Raw genomic sequence first — 21,227 nt, 5'->3', positions numbered from 1 at the left:
GTTCAACTCCGGTGATGATGAACGCCGCCCCTGAGGTCGGCGTTATGGGTGAAGGAGATCAGCTGGCCGCCGCCTGCGCCTGCTTGGCCTCGACGCTTTCGGATTCATATTTGCACAGCAGATGATCCACCACCTTGCTCTGGTACTGGCCGTTGAGCTTGTAGAAGCGGAAGTAAACAAACAGGGTCAGGGCAAAGAAGATGGCCGGCAGCACCACCATGATGGCCTGCATGCCGAAGAGGGTTTCGGCACTCTGCACCGCATTGGGGACATAACCGACCAGCGTCAGCATGACACCGATGAAGAAGCCGGCGAAGGCCGAGCCAGCCTTGACCACCATGGTCTGCACCGAGTAGGCGATGCTCTCGTTGCGGGTGCCAAGCTTGTACTCGCCATAGTCGACCGTGTCAGCGACCATGATCACCTGCAGCACCCAGAACAGGGCGGTACCTATGTGGAGCAGGATGCCGGATAAGATGATCAGCGCGACATTCTGGGGAGCGATGAAACCGATATACATCAGCATCAGGCAGCTCGCTATGGGGCAGAGTGAGGCCAACGCCCAGAGCACCCGCCGCGAGATAAAGCGGGCCAGACGCGGGAAGATCATCAGGGTGATCAGGTTGGCGATGCCACCGTACATCATGAAGCTGGGGAAGAGGGACTCCTGACCAATCACATAGGTGAAGTAGTAGATGGCAAAAGCGGTGATGGTGTTGTTCGCCACGTTGTAGCAAAGGGCCATGAAAAGCACGCTGGTGAGCTGGTCATTGCGGAAAATAAGCTTGACCGAATCCATGATGGAGGTGCGCTGCTGGCTGACAGTGGGGGTCGCTGCAGAGCTGTAGCGCTCCTTCACATTGCGCAGGGTGACCAAGGTCGAGACAAGAAAGAAGGCGACCAGGATAAAGGTGAACATCAGAAAACCGTGGGCCTTGTCCCCCTGGCCAAAATAGTCCACTACCTTGAGGCCGATGGCACCGGTAATAAGCCAGGAGAGACTGGCAAAGAAGCGGGGATAGGGAACCAGTGCCTCGCGCTCGTGCTTGTCGATGGTCAACGTTGGCACCAGCGACCAGAAGGGTATATCCATCAGGGTATAGGTCATGCCCCACAGGATGTAGGTGATAGCCACATAGACGAGCAGGGCCGCCCCTTCGAAATAGTGGGCACTGAACACCATCACCAGGGCGATGGAGTTGACCACTGTACCGATCAGTATCCAGGGTTTGAACTTGCCCCAACGGCTACGGGTATTGTCGACAATCCACCCCATGATGGGGTCATTGACCGCATCCCAAATCCTGGCAATCAGAAAGATGGTGCCGACGAAGGCAGCCGACACCCCCACCACATCCGTGTAGTAGAACATCAGGTACATGTAGACGATGCCGATGGCAAAATCCTTGCCGAAGGCCCCGAAGCCATAGCTCAACTTGGTTTTCAGCGAGACGCTCATGGTTTATCTCCTTGGGGATTAAGCCCCCCGCAGGGGGCTCTTGCTCAGCCGTGAATCCACTCCGGCAACCAGCCGCGATGGGCTTCAATCAGTTCGTCGATCAGGGCGTAGATCTCGTCCATGCCAAGCACTGCTGCGGTGTGGGGGTCGAGCAGGGCTGCATGGTAGATGCTTTCCCGCTTGCGCTCGGTGATCGCCTCGGTGACCAGCGCCTGTACGTTGATGTTGGTGCTCATCAGGGCTGCCAAATGGGTTGGCAAGCGGCCGATGGCGGTGGGCTGGATGCCGTTGGCATCGACCAGACAGGGCACCTCCACGCAGCAACCATCTGGCAGGTTGGTGATGAGACCGTCGTTTCTGACGTTGCCATAGATGACGCTGGGCTCACCGCTCCAGAGCGAGTTGATGATGACGCTCGCATACTCGTTCGATTCGGGCACCTCGACCCGTTCGGCCTGACGATAGGCGGTGAGGTCATCCTGCCAGCGGGCAATCTGCTCGACGCAGCGCTTGGGATACTCGTCTAGCGGCACCTTGTAGCGCTCGATGAGATCAGGGCGCCCCGGCTTGATGAAGTAGGGGGTGTACTCGGCAAAGTGTTCGGAGGATTCGGTAACGAAGTAACCAAACTTCTTGAACAGCTCGTAACGCACCAGATTCTGGCAACGCTGGTTATGGTGCAGGCCGGGCTTGGGCGCACTCCCCGCTTCATAGGCGGCCAGCAGTTCGGGATAGAGATTGACGAATTCGCCGCTCTCCAGCTGACGCTCAAGAGTCAGATAAAATGCCATGTGGTTGATGCCGGCGCAGCGGTAACGCAAGGTCGCCGGATCGATATCGAGATCACGGGCCAGCTCGTGCGCCGTTCCCTGCACCGAGTGACAGAGTCCCACCTGCTTGATATGGGGAAACTGTTGATACATGGCCCAGGTGTTCATTGCCATCGGGTTGACGTAGTTGAGCATGGTTGCGTCGGGGCACACCTCGCTCATCACCTCGCACACCCGCCACAGATGGGGGATGGTACGCAGTGCCCGCATGATGCCTCCTGGCCCCAGCGTATCGGCAATGGTCTGCTCCAGACCGTGGCGTTTGCACACCTCGAAATCGGTCACGGTACAGGGTTCATAACCGCCAATCTGGAAGGCAACGATCACAAAATTGGCGCCAGCTAGCGCAGGTTTCAGCTCGGTATGACAGTTCAGCTGCCCCTTAGCGCCGCTGGAATCCATCAGCTTTCGCACCACAATCTGGGACTCTTCCAGTCGCTGCGGATCTATGTCCATCAGGGATATGTTGGCGTTTTTCAGGGCCGGTTTGTGAAACACATCACCCAGGATGTTCTTCACAAAGATGGTCGACCCTGCACCGATAAAAGTGATATTGGGAGTTCTCATGTCTATTGCTCCGATGACGGTGAAACCTGTGTGCCTACTATGCAGGGCTGGTCACGTCAGGCGCGTCTCGCTTACGGAGCAGAGACTCCCAAAAACTCATATTTGATGGACTGGCTGGCAAGATCTTAGGAAACGGGATATTTATCCCCGAAAATGGGAGTCCCCTCTCTTGGCATCGGCAGGTTCGCAAATAGTCGGAATGTCACTCCGTTAGCTCGGGCTCAAGCAACAGGCACTCATCAGCATCTTCACTCAATTTGACCAGACGGCTGCGAACCAGCCCCAGCTTGGCCAACAGGCCGATGGAACGCTCGTTGCCCGGGGTGACGATGGCGACCACCTGCCCGATCCCCAACCGGCTTTTGCCATCGGCGATGGCTGCCTGTGCGGCCTCAATGGCGTAGCCATGACCGCGATACTGTGGCAGGAAGGCGTAGCCGATATCTTCACGGGGCAAGCTGTCGCGCTTGATAAGACCACAGATACCGAGGCTGGCGCCATCTTCCCTGCGCTCGACCATATAGAGGCCATGACCATGACGGGCATAGCTCACCGCCGGTTCCTGCTGGATATACTCCTGCGCCTGTTCGAGTGTGCGAACTCCCCGATCGCCGATGTAACGATGGAAATCGGCATCATTGAGCAGCTCGAGAATGAAGGGGGCGTCGGTGATGGTCAGTTCACGCAGAACGAGACGGGGGGAGGTAATCATGGCAAGGGCTCTCTCAAAACAGGCGAAGTTAGCAGAGTGCCCCCTCGGCAACCGGCTGACAAGCAATAGCGGGCTCACGGCCATGAAAAGGGGGCCAACCTCGGCCCCTTTTTACGATGTCACACAGCGGTAGCAGAGCAGTCAGTCAGGCAGCCAGCAACCCGGCATAGCCATTACCCTGCTCGCGCAGCGCAGTGAACTGGGCTGCGCAATCGGCCCAGGAGAGCCCCAGCTTCTCCGCTACTTTGGCAGGCCACTCGGGTGGCGCTTCTTCACCCACATCGGATTGCGCTGCCAGCACGATCGCCAGATGGATCAACCCGGCCTCGGCGGAGAACTCTTTGGCCAGCATGGGGTTATAGTGATACTCCACCGCGTTGCTGATGGTCTCGGGGAATTTCCAGTATCGCGCCATGGCAGCACCGACCTGGGCATAGTTGAAGCCGACCACCAGCTCTTCCGCCTTGGCCCGCCCCTTGTGCAATTCCAGATCGTGAATGTGGTGGACGGTGTTTTCCGGCAGCCCCACATGCATCACCAGTCGGCCAAGGTCATAGAGCAGGGCGCAGGTAAAGACCTCATCCCCCTTCATTCCCTTCTTCACCGCCAGACGACGCGCCAGCTCCGCCACGTTGAACACGCAGCCCCAGAAATGTTTGAGGTCAATGCCGGGCACCGCAGTGACCGATTCGGTCAGCCCGCAGGCCAGCACCATGTTGCGCACCATCGCCAGTCCAAGCCGCACCGCAGCTTCATTGACGGTACCGATCTGGCGACTGCTACCGAACTTGGCCGAGTTGGCCAGACGCAGCAGCTTGGCGGAGATGACAGGGTCCTTGTTGATCAGCTTGCTGATCTTCAGCAAATCCGGATCCTTTTCATTGAAGGTCTGGATCAAATCGCGCATCACTTCCGGGATCTGGGGCAGTAGCTTGGGCTCAGCCAGCAGGGAATCTATCGTGGGCATAGGCGTGTCCATCCATGTTATCTGTGTTCCAACCTGTTTGCCGCGGCAAACTCCCGTTAATTATGAGTAACAAATGGCTGCGTGATCGGATTGTTTATGTGGATGGTAAACGGGAGCCGCTCCGCTTCGGGTTATACTGCTCTCCTCACTCACTGATGCGAAAAACCGATGAACGACTCTCAGGAATTTTTTGACGAAGACGCGTTGCTGGAGATGGTGGAGAACCAGCTCAACGACGGTCACCCGCCCCACGTGAAAGCTACCTTGATGAGACTAGTGATGAAGGGCACCCCGCGGGAAGAGGCACTGCAATATATCGCCTGCGCCCTCGGTGCCGAGCTGATGGCGATGGAGGCCGATCAGGGCCCCTTCAATCTGACCCGCTATGGCGAGTTCCTCGACAGCCTGCCCGAGATGCCTTGGGCGGACGACTGACCCGAGCTTGATGACGGATGCAAAAAGGGCGGGTGCCGATGGCCCCGCCCTTTTTACATCTGCTGAACACCAGGCGATCAGAACTGGGAGTTGATGATCACCTCTTCCCCCAGCGCACCTGCCAGCGGCAGTGGCCGATAGGTGGAGTTGGCCGAGCGCAGCAGACGAATGCCGCGAATGCCGATCTCCTGCGCCGCCTTGATGTCGCCATCGGCATCGCCGTAGAAGATCTTCATCTGCTTATCCTTGAGCCACTGCACCTTGGTGTTCTGCCCCGGCTGGTCGCCGGCAAAGATCACCGGGTTGAGCTGGTCGGCCGGAATATTCATGGTCTGCTGCAAGGTCTTGCTCACCGTCTCGGTCTTGGTGGCCGAACGACCGGTGACGAAATAGATGTGATCGCCGCGCTTGAGGTGCATGGCGATGAGCGCCTTGCCCACCTCTTTCGGCACACTGAATTCATCCCAACCGTTGTTCATCTTCTCCCAGAAAGCCGGGTTTTTCAGGTAGCTCTCGTCGTTGGGAGAGAACTCCTGCTTGCCGCGATAGAATCCCGGGCTGGAGAAGAGCAGGGTGTCGTCGATATCAAAGCCGACGGCCATTGGCGGCCATCCATCCAGACTCTTGGCAATCTGCTCCACCGAGACCCAGTGGATGGGGGCCTGCTGGGCCAGAGTCACAGTGGTAACACCGGCAGGAACCAGCTGGAGCGTCGCTGCCTCACGGGCAACAGCTGGCATGGCGAGGGTGGCAGCCAACAGGGTGGCAAGCAGCGCCGGACGGGCGTTCAGTTTCATAAAAAAGCGCCTTTATCTTCAAACAAAAGAGGGGGCCAATAGTGCCCCCTTGCTGTCTGGCAAACTGTGAATCTCCCGGCAAAAGGGAGCATTTGGCGCCCGATAATTAATCTTCGATTGGCAGCAGATCGGTAAAGACAAAGCCATCGCGCACCACTGTCTCACCGACCCGGATCCCGAGTGGGCGCGAAAACATGGGGCCGTCGTAGGCCAGGGTGTGAAACTCGCCGTTCTCGCCACAAGGGTCGACCCCCTCGGGCAGAGCAGCCAGCAGTGCCTCGTCAAACTCATGGCCCCCCAGCGCACCATCCAGCTTTTTCGGATCCAGGGTGCTGATCTTCGCCTTCAACCCCGCCGTCATCATCTGCTGCGCCAGCTCCCTGGTGTTGCTGCCCCAGAGCGGGAAGAGCGGCTCGATGCCGGTACCGGCCAGCTGTTTCTCCCGGTAGGCTCGCACATCCTCAAGGAAGAGATCGCCAAACGCCATGTGACGGATCCCCTGCGCAACCACATCGGCGATAAAGCCGGCCATGATGCGGGCGTAATCCTCGTTGCTGCAGGGCCAGGGCAGATCGATGGTGATGAGGGGCAGACCGACACAGGCAGCCTGCTCGGTCAACAGCTGCTTGCGCACCCCGTGCATCGCCACCCGTTCGAACTCCTGATTGAGGGTGGTGAACAGCCCAACTACCTCGATGGCTGGATCTTGCCGCAGCTGATGCAGTGCCCACGCACAATCCTTGCCGCTGCTCCATGAAAGCAGTACCCGTTTCTTTTCCATCAATCCTCCGTCGCGGGGCGCTCCGGATTTCCCAAAAGGCTGCCCCAAAAAGATGCAAGACAGTGTTGCGAATTGCGCGATTTACATGCAAGCGGCGAGCAGCATACTCTCGATCACCTGTATATGCCCCTTGCCCGGGCTGAACAATAACTAAAAAAGCGATGGGAAACATAAGGATATGACGACAGTGACACAACAGTACGATCACGCCCGCCCCCTCAACCGGCAGGACTACAAAACGCTGGGACTGGCCGCCCTCGGCGGTGCGCTGGAGTTTTACGACTTCATCATCTTCGTCTTCTTCGCCGTGGTCATCGGTGAACTCTTCTTCCCGGCCGACATTCCGGAGTGGCTGCGCCAGTTCCAGACCTTCGGCATCTTCGCCGCTGGCTATCTGGCTCGTCCGCTCGGCGGCATCATCATGGCCCACTTTGGCGACCTCATCGGTCGCAAGCGGATGTTCACCCTCAGCATCATCATGATGGCGCTGCCTACCCTGCTGATCGGTCTGCTGCCAACCTATGCTGTGCTCGGTATCGCCGCACCGCTGCTGTTGCTGCTGTTGCGGATCCTGCAAGGGGCCGCCATCGGTGGCGAAGTGCCGGGAGCCTGGGTCTTCGTGGCGGAGCACGTGCCCGCCCGCCGGGTCGGTGTCGCCTGCGGCACGCTCACTGCCGGGCTGACGGCCGGCATCCTGCTCGGCTCTCTGGTAGCCACCGCCATCAACCGCGGCATGAGCCCGAGCGATGTGACCGACTGGGGCTGGCGACTCGCTTTCGTCCTCGGCGGCGTGTTCGGCATCGTCGCCATGTACCTGCGCCGCTGGCTGCACGAAACCCCGGTCTTTGCCGAGATGCAGGCCAATAAAGCACTGGCCGACGAGCTCCCCCTCAAGACGGTACTGCGCAGCCACAAGAGCAGCGTTGTGGTCTCCATGCTGCTCACCTGGCTGCTCTCCGCCGGGATCGTGGTGGTGATCCTGATGACCCCCACCTACCTGCAGAAGGTCTATGGCATCACCCCGGCCGAGGCGCTGACTGCCAACTCACTGGCCATCGTTGCCCTCACCCTTGGCTGCATTCTCTATGGCCGGGTGATCGACCTGCTGGGCAGCGGCCCCACCTTCATGCTCGGCTCCCTGCTGCTGGCTGGCTCCAGCTACGCCTTCTATCACGGGATCGCCTCCGGCATGAGCCAGCTGGTGCCGCTCTATATGCTGGCAGGCTTCGCAGTCGGGATTGTTGGCGCGGTTCCCTACGTGATGGTCAATGCCTTCCCGCCGGTGGTGCGTTTCTCCGGCCTCTCTTTCTCCTACAACGTGGCCTACGCCATCTTTGGCGGACTGACTCCCATGCTGGTTACCCTCTGGATGGCAAGCGATGTGCTGGCCCCCTCCCACTATGTGGTGAGCCTGTCAGCACTCGGTTTTGTCATCGGCTGCTGGCTCTGGCTACAGCAACGCAACCGGCCACAGCAAGCGCCGCAAGCGGCCTGACCCGAACAACAAAGCCCCGGCATCTGCCGGGGCTTTGTTGTACTGCTTATGTTCAGTTTGACCAACATAAGATAGCCTCCCTCTGGGGCATGCCACCCGCTCGCCCCCATGACTTTCAACTCTTTATCCGAGGCTCAAGATGTTCTTTCAGGTCGTATTACTCACCTTGCTGGCACTGCTGCCCATGGTCAACCCGCCCACCACGGCCACTCTGCTGCTGGGGCTGAGCAAGGGGATGTCGCGCGAGCATGTGCGCCGCCAGGTCAATCTGGCTGCCATCTATCTCTTCTGCACCCTCTGCATCACCTTCTTCATCGGCTCCTCCATCCTGGATCTGTTCGGGATCTCCATCCCGGGGCTGCGCCTGGCGGGCGGCCTCATCATCGGCTTTATCGGTTTTCGCATGCTGTTCCCCGCCCCCAGCCAGTCCAGCGGGGTGGAGATCAACCAGAGCATCGCCTTCGTTCCGCTCACCATGCCCAGCATGTGTGGCCCGGGCACCATGGCACTGGTAATCAGTGGCGCAGCCCAGATTGCCGAGCTGCCGGCCGAGTACGAGCGTCTGTCCATCTATGGTGGCGTGGTAACGGCATTTGCCCTGATGAGCCTGATCAGCTGGGGCGTGCTCAAACTGGCCGACCCGGTCTGCAAGATCCTCGGCGCCACCGGTATCGATGCCATGACCCGCATCATGGGCTTCCTGCTGGTCTGCATGGGTATGCAGTTCTGCATCAACGGCATCAAGGAAGTTGCGCAGGATCCGGTATTCCATGGTGCACCTGCGGTTCAAACAACTCCCCATTTGCCGCAGATGGACGGCCATTTTGATCAGCTGCCGAAGCCGCACCAGCAGTGATTGAAAACGGTATCAAAAAGTCCCTGACGATCTGCACTGATCTTGTTCCTGATCATGTTATTGACACATGAATGAGTTAGTTTGTTTTTCATACAGACTGTATTCAGATGGACGCTGATAGGTTTGTTGATGAATACCCACTCAACTTCAGGAGAGTATGCAGATGGATAAGATGCTGACCGAAATAGGGAGCCATAGCCTGTTTCATGAGTACCTGAACGTGGTTGGGGTCACAAGCCCATCCCTCGCCAAGATCGAGCAACGTTGGGAATACAAGGAGCAGGAGCAACTGGTGGCCAAGATCCAGATCGACAAGCAGGGCAACGCCCGCTACTTCATCGACGCCCGCGCAATATCAGTCAACTGATACTCTGTATCCTTATCAGCCCCGGCCCACTGACCGGGGCTTTTTGTTTTCAATGACTCCGAATAACAAAAACCCCGGCACATGGCCGGGGTCTGCATATAGCTTGGTTACGACTCACTTCACTTACTGGGTGCCACCCACGGTGAGCTGGTCCAGCTTGAGGGTGGGCTGGCCGACACCGACCGGCACGCTCTGCCCCTCTTTTCCGCAGATACCGACGCCGCGATCCAGTGCAAGATCGCTACCCACCATGGAGACCTGGCTCATCGCCTCGGGGCCGTTGCCGATCAGGGTCGCGCCCTTGATGGGGGCGGTGATCTTGCCATCCTCGATGAGGTAGGCCTCGGAGGCGGAGAAGACAAACTTGCCGGAGGTGATGTCCACCTGACCGCCGCCGAAGTTGGGGGCATAGATGCCCTTCTTCACCGAGGCGATGATCTCGGCCGGATCGTACTGACCCGCCAGCATGTAGGTGTTGGTCATGCGGGGCATCGGCATGGCGGCGTAGGATTCGCGGCGCCCGTTGCCGGTGAGCGGCACCCCCATCAGACGGGCATTCTGCTTGTCCTGCAGGTAACCCTTGAGAATGCCGTTCTCGATCAGCACGTTGTAACCGCCCGGCGTCCCCTCGTCATCGATGGAGACGGAGCCGCGCCGACCCGGCAGGGTGCCGTCATCGACGATAGTGCAGTGCTTGGAGGCCACCTGCTCGCCGATGCGGCCGGCAAACGCGGAAGAGCCCTTGCGGTTGAAGTCCCCCTCCAGACCATGACCCACCGCCTCGTGCAGCAGCACGCCGGGCCAGCCGGCGCCGAGCACCACCGGCATGGTACCGGCCGGCGCATCGATGGCGTCGAGGTTGACCAGCGCCTGACGCACCGCTTCGCGCACATAACCAAAGGCGCGGCTCTCCAGCCCGTCCAGTTCGAGGAACCAGTCGTAACCAAAGCGGCCGCCGCCACCGGCACTGCCACGTTCGCGACGATCGCCCTTCTCGGCAATGACGGTCACAGACAGCCGCACCAGCGGGCGAATATCGGCAGCCAGAGTACCGTCGGTCGCAGCCACCAGTACCTCTTCATAGACGCCGCTGATGGAGGCCATCACCTGATTGATGGCGGGATCCAGACTTCTGGCGAACTTGTCCATCTGCTCCAGCAGGGCGATCTTCTGCTGCTTGTCGAGGGTCTGCAGCGGATCCATGGCCGGATAGAGCAGGTTCGCTTCGGTGCGCGCCCATGCCTTCACCTTGCCGTGAGCACCGGCCGCGGCGATGCCGCGAGCAGCAGTCACCGACTGTTGCAGCGCCAGCAGGCTCAGCTCGTCAGAGTAGGCGAAGCCGGTCTTCTCGCCGCTGACGGCGCGCACCCCGACCCCCTGATCGATGTTGTAGCTGCCATCCTTGACGATGCCATCTTCCAGCATCCAGGACTCGTGCCAGCTGCGCTGGAAATAGAGGTCACCGAACTCCACCTGATGGCTCATCAGGCTGCCGAGCAGCTGCTGCAAGCGCCCTTCGTCGAGGTCGTTGGGGGCCAACAGGGAGGCACTAACCTGGCTCAATAGACTCAATCTTCTTCTCCACTCTCGTAACGAGATGTTTTAAATCGTCTTGCCGACGGGTTGGCAACAAGCCACGCCATCACAACAAACGGGCATGGGTCAGCACTGGCATGGTGCGATGCAATTCGTCGATAAATCCGGGCTCCATCTGCGCCAATACGGTGCCACGCCCGGACTCCTTGCTGGCCAGCACCCGGCCCCATGGGTCGATCACCATGCTGTGGCCCCAAGTCTGGCGCCCCGTCTCGTGGGTGCCGCCCTGATTGGCTGCAACAACGTAGCACTGGTTTTCGATGGCACGGGCCCGCAGCAGCGGCTCCCAGTGTGCCTCGCCGGTCACGGCGGTAAAGGCGGCAGGCACCAGCAGCACGCGGGCACCGGCACGAGCCAGCTGGCGGTATAGCTCGGGAAAGCGCAGATCATAACAGATCGAGAGGCCAAGGGGACCAAAGGGGGAGTCCACCACCACAGGCGACTCGCCGGGGCTGAATGTCTCCGACTCCCGATAGCGACCGTGATTGTCCGCCACATCCACGTCGAACAGGTGGATCTTGTGGTAGTGGCCCCTGAGCTCACCGCTTGGATCAAACACCAGCGAGCTGGTGTGGATATGGTCGGAACCGGCGATGATGGTCGGCATGGCACCCGCCACCAGCCAGATGCCATAATCGCGGGCCCATTCAGCCAGTTGTTGCTGGATGGGCGCGGCTCCGCCCAGATCAGGGCTGGGGTCGGGGCCGATTGTCTCGGCGCCATCCAGATAGCCCTGCCGTTCGCCAAAGAGGGCAAAGTTCTCCGGCAGCAGCACCAGCAGCGGCCGCTCTTTGGGCAAGGCGGCCAGCTCGGCGACGATCTGCTCCCGGTTATCCTGCCAGTGACGGCCAGATACCAGCTGTATTGCGGCTAACCACATGACTATCTCCTTGTCCGCGTTAATCGCGATCCACAATATTCGGGTCTTTATCCATCTCGGCCAGCAGCTTGCGAAGATGATGCCTGACCAAGCCACGCTGGCCCCGTTCCGCCCATTTGAGGCAATCGAACAACTCCCACACCAGCCCATCCCCTTCGGCCATATAGGCAGGAAAGTCCCAATGGCTTGGGGCGGGGCCAGCTACCTCAAGCGCACCAAGGGAGGAGGTTTTATCGAACAGTGGCAAGTAAGGTTTGGCAAGAGGGAACTCAGCCCCCCGATCAAGGATATGGATCTCGATGCTGGACATGTCGAGGAAGATGAAGCGCCAGTAAGAGGCCGTATCGTCATGACTACCTTGCCAACAGTGAAAAACGGGCCGCTCCCCCACAATGGTGCACACCAGTTCGTCTCCCTGTTTATGAAAGCCAGGCTCGGCCAGCAACAAGACATCGACATCGGACACCCGGTCTGCTTTGCCCTTTGCAAGCGACCCGACCACAACCCCGGCATCAATCGCAGGATGGGCTTTGCCATGTTCCACGACGGCCTGCAACAACGCGAATTGAAGCGGTGGAATCTTGCCCCGGCGCTCATCCTCCATCATGACAGAACCCCGACAGCAACCGCATCCTCGGGTTGCAGGGTGTAATCCAGCACTATGATGCGCTCCAGTACCGGGCGGAAGATGGCCTTGAGGGCATCATGATCAGGGTGGGGCAGATAGCGCTGGCGGGCAGCCTCGTCGGCGAAGGTCATCAGCACGCTGTGGGTAAAACCTTCGGCCCGCCCCTCCGGGCTGTCATCCCGGCCCCACTCGACGGCGGTCACACCGCTGACCTGATGGGGAATGGCCAGAAAGGCGGCTCGCACAGCCTCAATCTGGTCAGGCAAGGTGCCTTGTTTGAAGGCGATCAGCAGAATATGTCGGATCATGGCTCACTCCTTGTGATGGTGCAGGTCAGGGCTGGTTCGGGCTACCCGGTTGCGGATTCAGCAGAAAGGGAGTGCTCTTGGCCGCTGGCAGCTTGGGCGCCACCGCATCGACCGCCTCTTTCTGCTGCTGGTTGAGCTTGATGCGAGCGCGATCCCGGCCAGCTTCGATCAGCTTGGGATCGTCGAGCGGGCCCGAGATGCGAAAATCGATGCGGGTCACCACATCCACCACCGGCTCCAGCAGCTTGGAGAGGGCCAGCACATAAAGACCGGTCACCGGCGTGATGGAGAAGGCGGCCACGACCGGCAGGGTGCCCCCCAGATTGGGGGAGAAGCTCAGCTCGTAATCGAGCCGCCAGCGCACCAAATCGGCAATCCCCTCGCCGCGCAAATTGCCGGCGGCCCCTTTCATAAAGAAGTCCTGGTTATCCACCACCCCCTGCTTGATCCTGGCAGAGGCAGACATGGATTCGAAATAGAAGCCCTTGTCGAACACATCGCGAAAATCGAGGCGCAACTTGCGCAGCAGGGAGTCGAGGCTAAGCAGGGAGAGCAGCCGTGCCCCCTTGTCGTTCACCTCGCGCAAGGTGCCGCCTTCCAGCTGATAGTTGGCACTGCCCCCCAGGGTTGGCAGGTTCGGGCGGTAGGGCACATCCTGCCAGTTGAGATCAAAAGCGAGGGAGCCGGGCGCATCACCGATGGGCGAGGTGTAGCCGAGCCGCTTGAGCAGCAGCTCGCTGTTCTTGCTGGTCAGCTTGCCACGGGCGCGGGTCTCCATCCGGTTGCCATCGGCCAGCCAGTCGACGCTGCCGGTGAGTTGGCTGCCCGCCAGCCGGATATCCAGATCCTTGAGGGTCACCTTGTTGGCACCCGGCAGCAGCTCGCCTTTCACTTCGCCGAGCGGCAACTCGCCAAAACGGCAATCGACGCAGCTCACCTTCAACCAGGGGATGGAGGCCATGATGGCGTTATCCTGTTTGGCGTCGGGATCCGGGCTCAACTCTTCGCTTTTGCCGGACCAGTAGATACGGGCAAACTTGGCGTCGACCGGGCGGTTGGCCACCACAGGAATACGGATCACCCCCATCACATCGGGACTGTCGAGCATCACCTCGGTCGCCTGATTGACCGGCCCCACGGTGAAGTGAGTCGCCTTGATGGTGGCGCTGCCGATATTCGCCCGCGCCAGCCGGCCATCCACCCACCACTCCTGCGGCAGGAAAGAGGGGCCAACCACGGCAGTACCGGTCGGCGCATTGCCGGAGGGCAGCCACTGCTTGAGTCGAGCCAACCAACCGCCGACATCGGCCTCCTGCTGGTTGATGGCAAGCAGCATGGGGACATCGCGCAGTACCCGCGCACCCGGCTGACCCACATCGACCCGCACCCGGCTCAGATAGGGCACACCTTCGCCATAAACCAATCTGGTCTGCATATCCACATCCGCCCCCAGCACGGCGCGAATATCGGCACTGCCATCCCGGCCACGAGCGATCACGGTGAGCGGCAGGCGGCTGCCACTGCTCTTGGCCAGTGGCGAAGGGAGATCGAGTGCCATCCCCTGCAGGGTGGAGTCGAGGCCCAGCTGGAAGCTGAACGGCTTGTCATCGGGCAAGGTCAGCCCCAGCTTGCCGCCCCAGTTGCTGCGGCCGTTGAGGATGCCGTATGAGGAGATGGCAGCGGGCTGGCGCCGGCTATCCCACTGGCCTTTGAAATCGAGGTCGACCTGATAGCGGTCAGGATGCTGGCGCCCCTGATAGTTGAGGGTGAGCGGCTGATTCCACAGGGTCGCCTTGAGGTTGCTGAAGCGGGTCTGCTCGTTGTCATATTCGAGCCGCCCCTGCACCTTCTCCAGCGGCAGATCCAGACTGGCGACCCGCACCTTGTTGTTGTTGAAGGTGGCATCGCCGCTCGCCTTCACCTCGCTCTCGCCGTCGAGGGGGATATCGAGCTTGAGCGCCCCCTTGAGCGGGCCACGCACCTCGATCTCCTCCAGCGCCTGTCCCACCGAACTGCCCAACGGGGAGTCCTGCAGATAGTCGCTGATGGCCTTGCCCTCCCCCTGTACCTGCGCATCCACGTAAAGATGGCCACCCGGTGCAAGATCGGGGATCCAGGCATGCACCGAATCGGAGCTCGCCTTGCCCAGTTTGGTAGAGCGACTGCGCATATCGAGGCTGGCATTCTGGAACAAGAGATCGATCTGCAGGTCGGTAAGTGGTTGCCAACCGGGGAAGAACTCGTAGGTCGCCTGCTCCAGCGGCACCGCGACCTGGAAGATGCCCTCACCCTTCTCGTAGGGGAAATCCCTGAACTCGCCATACCAGAGCAGGTCGGCCCCTTTGGCCCTGCCCCCCTTGATGGCACCACTCAGGTAATCAACCAGCTCCTTGTCCATCACCTGCAGCGGGAAGTAGCGATAGGCATGACCCGCATTCTTGACATCGATGCGGCCGGTCAGCACGAGGAAAGGGTGCTCGAACAGATCGAGGCGAAAGCGGCTGGCGAGGGTCAGATCCGGGTTATCCAGCGCGATATCCTGCCCGTAAATCACCCAGCCTTGCGTCTCGCGCCACCAGTCGAGACGGGCCGAGAAATTATCAACCGGGATCGGCTCCTTGAAGTGGCGGGCCGGATCCAGCGTGTCCTTGGCGAGCGCCAGCCTGGCACTGCCTCCCGTAGGGGTCAGCCAGAACTCGCCGTTGAGATCCTGCATCCCGGGTACATCCTGCCACGCCTTGAGGCGCACCTTGCTGAAACGACCACTGAGGGAGAGATCCTGCCAATTGGCATTGGCCAGTAGCGTCAGATCCTGCACCGAGCCCTGCGGATTGGTCTGGCGCAGGGTCTCGCAGAGCGTCGGGTAGAGTGCCGAGACCAGCTGACTCATCTGGGTAATCTTGTCGAACTCTATGCTGGGCAGATAGCCCTGCACCCGACCCCCGATCCGCTCCAACTGCAGCCGGCTCTGCAACCAGGGTTTGCCGTCCAGCTTGAAGGTGACGTTGTGGCTCGCCAGTTGCCAGTCGGTGCCGTCCCGGCGTAGCTGGATCTTGCCGCCATCGAGGCCGAAACGGTGCATATCCCCGTTCTTGGGATCCTTCCAGATCAGGTAGTTGGATCCGAATGCCAGCAGGGTGTTGCCCAGCTGACCGTTGGCGAAATCGCTCCAGAGCTGAAAGTCGAGCAGACCGGTGATGGTCGGCTCGCCAGCGTGGATCCGCGCCAGCATGGGGCTGATATCGAGGCGGTTGGCGCCAAGATAGAGCTGCCCCTTGAGGCGATCGAGACGCGCTTCCGGAGCTTCAACATCGAGGATCAGGTCAAGGGTGCTCTCGCCCACCCCGTTAATGAGATAGGCCTTGCCGACCCCCTGATGGCGCTTGCCACGGTTCTGCCAGCGCAGATGGGCGATATCGAGTGCCCGCATGTCGCCGAGCGCAGTAGTGATGCTGAGGCGGGTATCGTGCACATCGAAGGTGGAGAGCTGGGTCAGCAGAAAGCGCAGCAGGGCTCCCTGCTGGGGATCGCCGGAGGGGCTGTCGTCAGCCGGTTGGCTGAAGTCGAGAGTGATATCGCCATCGCTCAGGATCAGCTCGCCAAAGACCGGCTTGAGCTGGTTGAGGGTACGCCAGAAATCGAGATGAACCCAGGCCTTGCCGAGCTTGATGGTATAGCGCCTGGAGTCGGGGGCGACAGCGAGCTGTTGCAGCTCGAGGGCCGGGCCGGACTGTGTCCAGCTCAGCCCAATCTGATCAACACTGACCTTGATTTGCGAATCGCCGAGCAGAGAGTTGATAAGGCTCTCCCGGTACTGATTCAGCAAAGGGCCTCCGACCCGTACCAGCGTGACCAGCATGGCCAGCAGTACGAACAGAACCCCCAGGGCCAACCAGCCCCGACTCAGCCAGCGATAGACCAATTACATCATCACCACGTCGAACTGCTCCTGACCGCAGAGGGGTTCGCTCACCACCCGCACCTGCTTGCCGATAAACACTTCCAGCTCCGCCAGACTGTGGGACTCCTCGCCATGGAGGTAATCGGCCACCGCAGGTGCGGCATAGACGGTGAACTGATCCGCATCGTAGGCTCGATTGACCCGGATGATCTCCCGCAGGATCTCGAAGCAGACCGACTCCACCGTCTTGACCCGGCCACGCCCCTTGCACTCGGGGCACTCGGAGCAGAGCACATGCTCCAGACTTTCGCGGGTGCGCTTGCGGGTCATCTCCACCAGACCGAGCTGGGAGAAGCCGTTGACGTTGGTCTTGGCACGATCCTTTGACAGCGCCTGCTCCAGACTGTGCAGCACCCGGCGGCGGTGATCCTCGGACTGCATGTCGATGAAGTCGATGATGATAATGCCGCCAAGGTTGCGCAGGCGCAGGTGACGGGCGATGGCCGCCGTCGCCTCGACGTTGGTATTGAAGATGGTCTCTTCCAGATTGCGATGGCCGACAAAGGCGCCGGTGTTGATATCCACCGTGGTCATGGCTTCGGTCTGGTCGATGATGAGGTAACCGCCGGATTTGAGCTCTACCTTGCGCTCCAGCGCCCGCTGGATCTCGTTCTCCACATCGTAGAGATCGAAGATGGGCGACTCGCCGGGGTAGTACTCCAGCTTGCTGGCCAGCTCCGGCACGTACTCCTCGGTGAAGCGCTTGAGCTGATCGAAGCTCTGGCGGGAGTCAACGCGGATCTTGTCGAGCTCGGCACCGACAAAGTCGCGCACCACCCGGAATGCCAGACTGGGATCCTCGTAGAGGATCTTGCAGGGGGGATACTTCTGCTTGCGCTCGAGGATCTTGCGCCACAGTCGTTTCAGGAATGCGGCATCCTGCTCCAGCTCCTGCTCCCCCACCCCTTCGGCGGCGGTGCGGATGATGTAACCGCCCAGCTCATCCACATAGCCGGCCACGGTGCGCTTGAGGCGCTCGCGCTCGGCTTCGGACTCGATACGCTGGGAGACGCCGACGTGGGCACTGCCCGGCATAAAGACCAGATAGCGGGATGGCAGGGTAATGTCGGTGGTGAGACGGGCCCCCTTGGTACCCAGCGGATCTTTCACCACCTGCACCATGATGTCCTGCCCCTGACGCACCAGCTCGGCGATGTTGCCGACCTGAAACTGCTCCTTCTCCTTCACCGCCACACACTCGGTGTGGGGGACGATATCGGAGGCGTGCAAAAAGGCCGCCTTGTCCATGCCGATATCGACGAAGGCCGCCTGCATGCCCGGGAGTACCCGGCTGATCTTGCCTTTGTAGATGTTGCCGACAATGCCGCGCTTGGCCTGACGCTCTACGTGCACTTCCTGCAGCAGACCGTTTTCGACCAGGGCGACCCGGGTTTCGGAGGGGGTAACGTTAACCAGCAGTTCTACCGACATAAGTAACCTTGCCTGTTCCAGTTTTGAATTCTTATACAGCCAATCCGGTACAACGCGCGCAAGGACGAACGCAGCAGCACAGCTGACGGGAAATTACCTGAGCTGTTCCAGATGATGCTTGATCAGCAGATCCGTTTCCAGCAGGGGCAGGCCGACCACGGCGCTGTAGCTCCCCTCGATACGGCTGACGAACTTGCCAGCAATACCCTGAATGCCGTAGGCCCCGGCCTTGTCACAGGGCTCGCCGGTCTGCCAGTAGGCCTCGATTTCGGCCTCGTCCAGCTTGCGAAATGCCACGTTGGTGGTGACCAGTCGCACGTCACAACGATCCTTGCTGGCCAGCGCCACCGCCGTCATCACCTGATGTACCTTGCCGGAGAGCGCCTCCAGCATGTCTTTGGCATCGAGCAGATCGGAAGGTTTCTCCAGCACTCTGTCGCCCAGCACCACTATGGTGTCGGCGCCCAGCACCGGCAATGCGTCAGGCGCGATGGCCACACCGGCCATCGCCTTGTCGCGGGCGAGACGGCAGACATAATCCTGCGCCTTTTCGCCCTCTTCCCGTTGCTCGGGCACATCGAGTTTCAGCACCTCGAAACGGTAGCCAAGCTGGGTCAGCAGTTCGCGACGACGGGGAGAACCCGACGCAAGATAGAGTTGCAGTTCGTTGTTTTTGCTCATATTTACCTGATATTGAAGCGGCGCCGCACTTTGCGCAACACCAGAAACACCCAGGGCCATATTAGCATCGTCGTCAACGTCGACCAAAAGTAGGCGAAGTTGAGGCTGGCCCGGCTAAACAGGTGCTCGGCCCAGAAGACCGTCAGTTTGCCCACCAGCGAGAGGCAGCCGATGATCAGCGCCTGCTGCCAGAGGGAGAAGTTGCGGATCTTCTGGAACTGGAAGGCCGCCAGATAGGTGGTGATGGCCATCGCCATGGCGCGCACGCCGAGGGTGCTGCCAAGCAGCACATCCAGCAGCAGACCGGCCACCCAGGCGGTACCGACGTTGGTCCGGTGCGGCAACGCCAGTGCCCAGTAGATGAGCACCATGGCCAGCCAGTCCGGACGGAATGGATCAAATTCAAAGGGAAGCGGCAGGATCGACAGGCTTAAAGCCAGCAGGATCGAGATCCAGATCCAGATCCTGCCACTGGCGGGTTGCAGCATCAGCGAGTGGCTCCTGCGGCGGACGCAGCGGCAGCGGGGGCCGGGCGTTCGCCATCCTTGTCATTTACCTCGGGCTTCTTGTCGGTTCACAGCAGCAGCAGATAGCGCAACCGATCCAGTTCGACCAGCGGTTTGGCCTCGATCTGGGCGAAGGGCTTGCCCTCCACATACTCGGAGCGGGTCACGGTCGCCACCGGATAACCTTCCGGGAAGCGTCCACCAAGACCGGAGGTGACCAGCAGATCACCCACCTGAATATCGGTGTTGCGCGGCAGGTTGCGCAGCTCCAGCTTGTCGAGTTCGCCACTGCCGGAAGCGATGGCGCGCAAATCGTTGCGCAGCACCCGCACCGGAATGCCGTGGCTGGAGTCGGTGATCAGCAGCACGCGACTGGTGGTGGAGCCCACATGGAGCACCTGACCAATCACACCCTGATCGTTGATCACTGCCTGGCCGTTGTAGACGCCATCCAGCGCCCCCTTGTTGATCAGCACCTGATGGCTGAAGGGGTCGGAGTCCACCGACAGCAGCTCGGCCACCATCTTGCGGGACTCTTTGTGTACCGGCGAACCGAGCAGCTCACGCAGCCGCTGGTTCTCGTGCTCCAGCTGATCCATTTTGAGCAGACGGGCGCGCAGGGTGAACAGTTGCTGCTCCTGCTGCTTGGTCTGCTCGATGAGATCGGCGCGGGTCTGCACCTGGGTCGACATGGTGTCGAGCAGGGTGCCGGGCGCATTGGCCATGTACTGCAGCGGACTGACTAACGAACTGAGGTAGACGCGGACGTGGCTGAACACACCGAAGCGGGAATCCGCGACGATGGCAGCAATGGAGATGATGACGGCGAGAAACAACCGTAACTGAAGCGAAGGGCCTCTACCAAAAATGGGTTTCATGGGTCGTCAAAAAAGAGCCGGCACGCTGGCCGGCTTTGGGTCTTATTCGTAGTGGAACAGATCGCCACCGTGCATATCGATCAGCTCCAGCGCCTTGCCGCCGCCACGGGCCACACAGGTGAGGGGATCTTCGGCAACGACGACGGGGATACCGGTCTCTTCCATCAGCAGACGGTCGATATCTTTCAGCAGCGCACCACCGCCGGTCAGCACCATGCCGCGCTCGGAGATGTCGGAGGCCAGTTCCGGCGGAGACTGCTCCAGCGCCACCATCACGGCAGCCACGATACCGGACAGCGGCTCTTGCAGCGCTTCCAGGATCTCGTTGGAGTTGAGGGTAAAGCTGCGCGGCACACCTTCAGCCAGGTTGCGACCACGAACTTCGATCTCGCGCACCTCTTCGCCCGGGTAGGCGGAGCCGATCTCGTGCTTGATGCGCTCGGCAGTAGCTTCACCGATCAGGCTACCGTAGTTGCGACGAACGTAGCTGATGATCGCTTCGTCAAACTTGTCGCCACCAATACGGACAGACTGGGAGTAAACCACACCGTTCAGGGAGATGATGGCCACTTCGGTAGTACCACCACCGATATCAACCACCATGGAACCGGTCGCTTCGGAGACCGGCAGGCCGGCACCGATGGCAGCGGCCATAGGCTCATCGATCAGGTAAACCTCGCGGGCACCGGCACCCAGAGCGGATTCCTTGATGGCGCGACGCTCAACCTGAGTGGAGCCACACGGTACACACACCAGCACACGCGGGCTGGGGCGGAAATAGTTGTTGTCGTGAACCTGCTTGATGAAGTGCTGCAGCATCTTCTCGGTCACGTAAAAATCGGCAATCACGCCGTCTTTCATCGGGCGGATCGCGGAGATGTTGCCCGGGGTACGGCCCAGCATCTGCTTGGCGGCATGACCGACAGCAGCGACCGATTTGGCGTTCCCGCGCTCTTGGCGAATGGCGACAACTGAGGGTTCGTTAAGGACGATCCCTTGATCTTTTACATAGATCAGGGTGTTGGCAGTTCCCAAATCGATCGACAGATCGTTGGAAAAGACGCCTCTGAGCTTTTTGAACATGGCTACGGG

The 21,227-nt window shown here is 60.3% G+C and carries 19 protein-coding genes and 1 pseudogene; 4 read left to right on the top strand and 16 right to left on the bottom strand.

The genetic code is table 11. The annotated features are described in order from the left end of the window. Window positions 1-58: 58 nt before the first annotated feature. From melB to WE862_RS06210, 4 genes are all read right to left on the bottom strand, one after another. Entirely contained in the window at window positions 59-1,459 is a 1,401-nt protein-coding gene (gene melB / locus WE862_RS06225) for a melibiose:sodium transporter MelB (protein WP_042032230.1), read from the bottom strand. Window positions 1,460-1,503: 44 nt separating this feature from the next. After that, the gene (locus WE862_RS06220; protein WP_042032231.1) at window positions 1,504-2,856 is read right to left on the bottom strand and encodes an alpha-glucosidase/alpha-galactosidase; all 1,353 of its coding nucleotides are present in this window, start codon (window positions 2,854-2,856) and stop codon (window positions 1,504-1,506) included. 202 nt (window positions 2,857-3,058) lie between these two features. Further along, window positions 3,059-3,568, bottom strand: a complete 510-nt coding sequence (locus WE862_RS06215; protein ID WP_339058713.1) for a GNAT family N-acetyltransferase — start codon at window positions 3,566-3,568, stop codon at window positions 3,059-3,061. Between the two features lie 145 nt (window positions 3,569-3,713). Beyond that, window positions 3,714-4,535: an HDOD domain-containing protein gene (locus WE862_RS06210; protein WP_041209645.1), complete on the bottom strand. Its 822-nt coding sequence runs from the start codon at window positions 4,533-4,535 to the stop codon at window positions 3,714-3,716. 168 nt (window positions 4,536-4,703) lie between these two features. On the opposite strand from WE862_RS06210, the gene WE862_RS06205 reads away from it, so the two are divergent. Next, on the top strand, window positions 4,704-4,970 hold the full coding sequence (locus WE862_RS06205; RefSeq protein WP_033112538.1) for a hypothetical protein: 267 nt from the start codon (window positions 4,704-4,706) through the stop codon (window positions 4,968-4,970). Window positions 4,971-5,047: 77 nt separating this feature from the next. Here WE862_RS06205 and aphA read toward each other — a convergent pair whose 3' ends face one another. Both aphA and WE862_RS06195 read right to left on the bottom strand, forming a co-directional pair. After that, a complete protein-coding gene (gene aphA / locus WE862_RS06200; protein WP_082035492.1) occupies window positions 5,048-5,767 on the bottom strand; it encodes an acid phosphatase AphA in 720 nt (239 codons plus the stop codon). Window positions 5,768-5,873: 106 nt separating this feature from the next. Beyond that, window positions 5,874-6,548: an ATP-binding domain-containing protein gene (locus WE862_RS06195; RefSeq protein WP_042032233.1), complete on the bottom strand. Its 675-nt coding sequence runs from the start codon at window positions 6,546-6,548 to the stop codon at window positions 5,874-5,876. A 178-nt stretch (window positions 6,549-6,726) separates the two neighbouring features. Between WE862_RS06195 and WE862_RS06190 the strand changes: the two genes are divergently transcribed. From WE862_RS06190 to WE862_RS06180, 3 genes are all read left to right on the top strand, one after another. Then, on the top strand, window positions 6,727-8,043 hold the full coding sequence (locus WE862_RS06190) for an MFS transporter (protein WP_042032234.1): 1,317 nt from the start codon (window positions 6,727-6,729) through the stop codon (window positions 8,041-8,043). 139 nt (window positions 8,044-8,182) lie between these two features. Further along, window positions 8,183-8,899, top strand: coding sequence for a MarC family NAAT transporter (locus WE862_RS06185; RefSeq protein ID WP_042032235.1), 717 nt, complete (start codon window positions 8,183-8,185; stop codon window positions 8,897-8,899). Window positions 8,900-9,062: 163 nt separating this feature from the next. Continuing rightward, the gene (locus WE862_RS06180) at window positions 9,063-9,266 is read left to right on the top strand and encodes a hypothetical protein (protein WP_033112613.1); all 204 of its coding nucleotides are present in this window, start codon (window positions 9,063-9,065) and stop codon (window positions 9,264-9,266) included. Between the two features lie 123 nt (window positions 9,267-9,389). Here the strand turns inward: WE862_RS06180 and tldD are convergent, their stop codons facing one another. The 10 genes and pseudogenes from tldD to WE862_RS06130 form a co-directional block, all read right to left on the bottom strand. After that, window positions 9,390-10,838 (bottom strand): metalloprotease TldD, encoded by a 1,449-nt coding sequence (gene tldD / locus WE862_RS06175; RefSeq protein ID WP_042032236.1) that lies wholly within the window; start codon window positions 10,836-10,838, stop codon window positions 9,390-9,392. 70 nt (window positions 10,839-10,908) lie between these two features. After that, window positions 10,909-11,742: a carbon-nitrogen hydrolase family protein gene (locus WE862_RS06170; protein WP_042032237.1), complete on the bottom strand. Its 834-nt coding sequence runs from the start codon at window positions 11,740-11,742 to the stop codon at window positions 10,909-10,911. 19 nt (window positions 11,743-11,761) lie between these two features. After that, window positions 11,762-12,349, bottom strand: a complete 588-nt coding sequence (locus tag WE862_RS06165) for a nucleotidyltransferase domain-containing protein (RefSeq protein WP_042032238.1) — start codon at window positions 12,347-12,349, stop codon at window positions 11,762-11,764. Next, entirely contained in the window at window positions 12,346-12,678 is a 333-nt protein-coding gene (locus tag WE862_RS06160; RefSeq protein WP_042032239.1) for a Dabb family protein, read from the bottom strand. Before WE862_RS06160 ends, WE862_RS06165 begins: the two co-directional genes overlap by 4 nt. A gap of 25 nt (window positions 12,679-12,703) precedes the next feature. Then, complete coding sequence (locus WE862_RS06155; RefSeq protein ID WP_042032240.1) at window positions 12,704-16,600, bottom strand: YhdP family protein; 3,897 nt, start codon at window positions 16,598-16,600, stop codon at window positions 12,704-12,706. Beyond that, window positions 16,601-18,070 carry a ribonuclease G gene (gene rng, locus WE862_RS06150; protein ID WP_005340056.1) on the bottom strand — a complete coding sequence of 490 codons (1,470 nt, stop codon included), beginning with the start codon at window positions 18,068-18,070 and terminating at the stop codon, window positions 16,601-16,603. Window positions 18,071-18,163: 93 nt separating this feature from the next. Beyond that, on the bottom strand, window positions 18,164-18,751 hold the full coding sequence (locus WE862_RS06145) for a Maf family protein (RefSeq protein ID WP_033112547.1): 588 nt from the start codon (window positions 18,749-18,751) through the stop codon (window positions 18,164-18,166). Window positions 18,752-18,753: 2 nt separating this feature from the next. Further along, window positions 18,754-19,239, bottom strand: coding sequence for a rod shape-determining protein MreD (gene mreD, locus WE862_RS06140; protein WP_033112548.1), 486 nt, complete (start codon window positions 19,237-19,239; stop codon window positions 18,754-18,756). Beyond that, window positions 19,239-20,135 (bottom strand): annotated as a pseudogene (gene mreC, locus WE862_RS06135) (rod shape-determining protein MreC). The gene mreD and the pseudogene mreC overlap by 1 nt, the downstream one beginning before the upstream one ends. A gap of 42 nt (window positions 20,136-20,177) precedes the next feature. Further along, a complete protein-coding gene (locus WE862_RS06130) occupies window positions 20,178-21,218 on the bottom strand; it encodes a rod shape-determining protein (protein WP_005340051.1) in 1,041 nt (346 codons plus the stop codon). Between the last annotated feature and the right edge of the window lie 9 nt (window positions 21,219-21,227).

The sequence above is a fragment of the Aeromonas jandaei genome (assembly GCF_037890695.1).
GTDB classification, from domain to species: domain Bacteria; phylum Pseudomonadota; class Gammaproteobacteria; order Enterobacterales; family Aeromonadaceae; genus Aeromonas; species Aeromonas jandaei.
The sequence above is the reverse complement of the archived record's forward strand: the minus strand, read 5'-3'. Positions and strand labels throughout refer to the sequence as shown.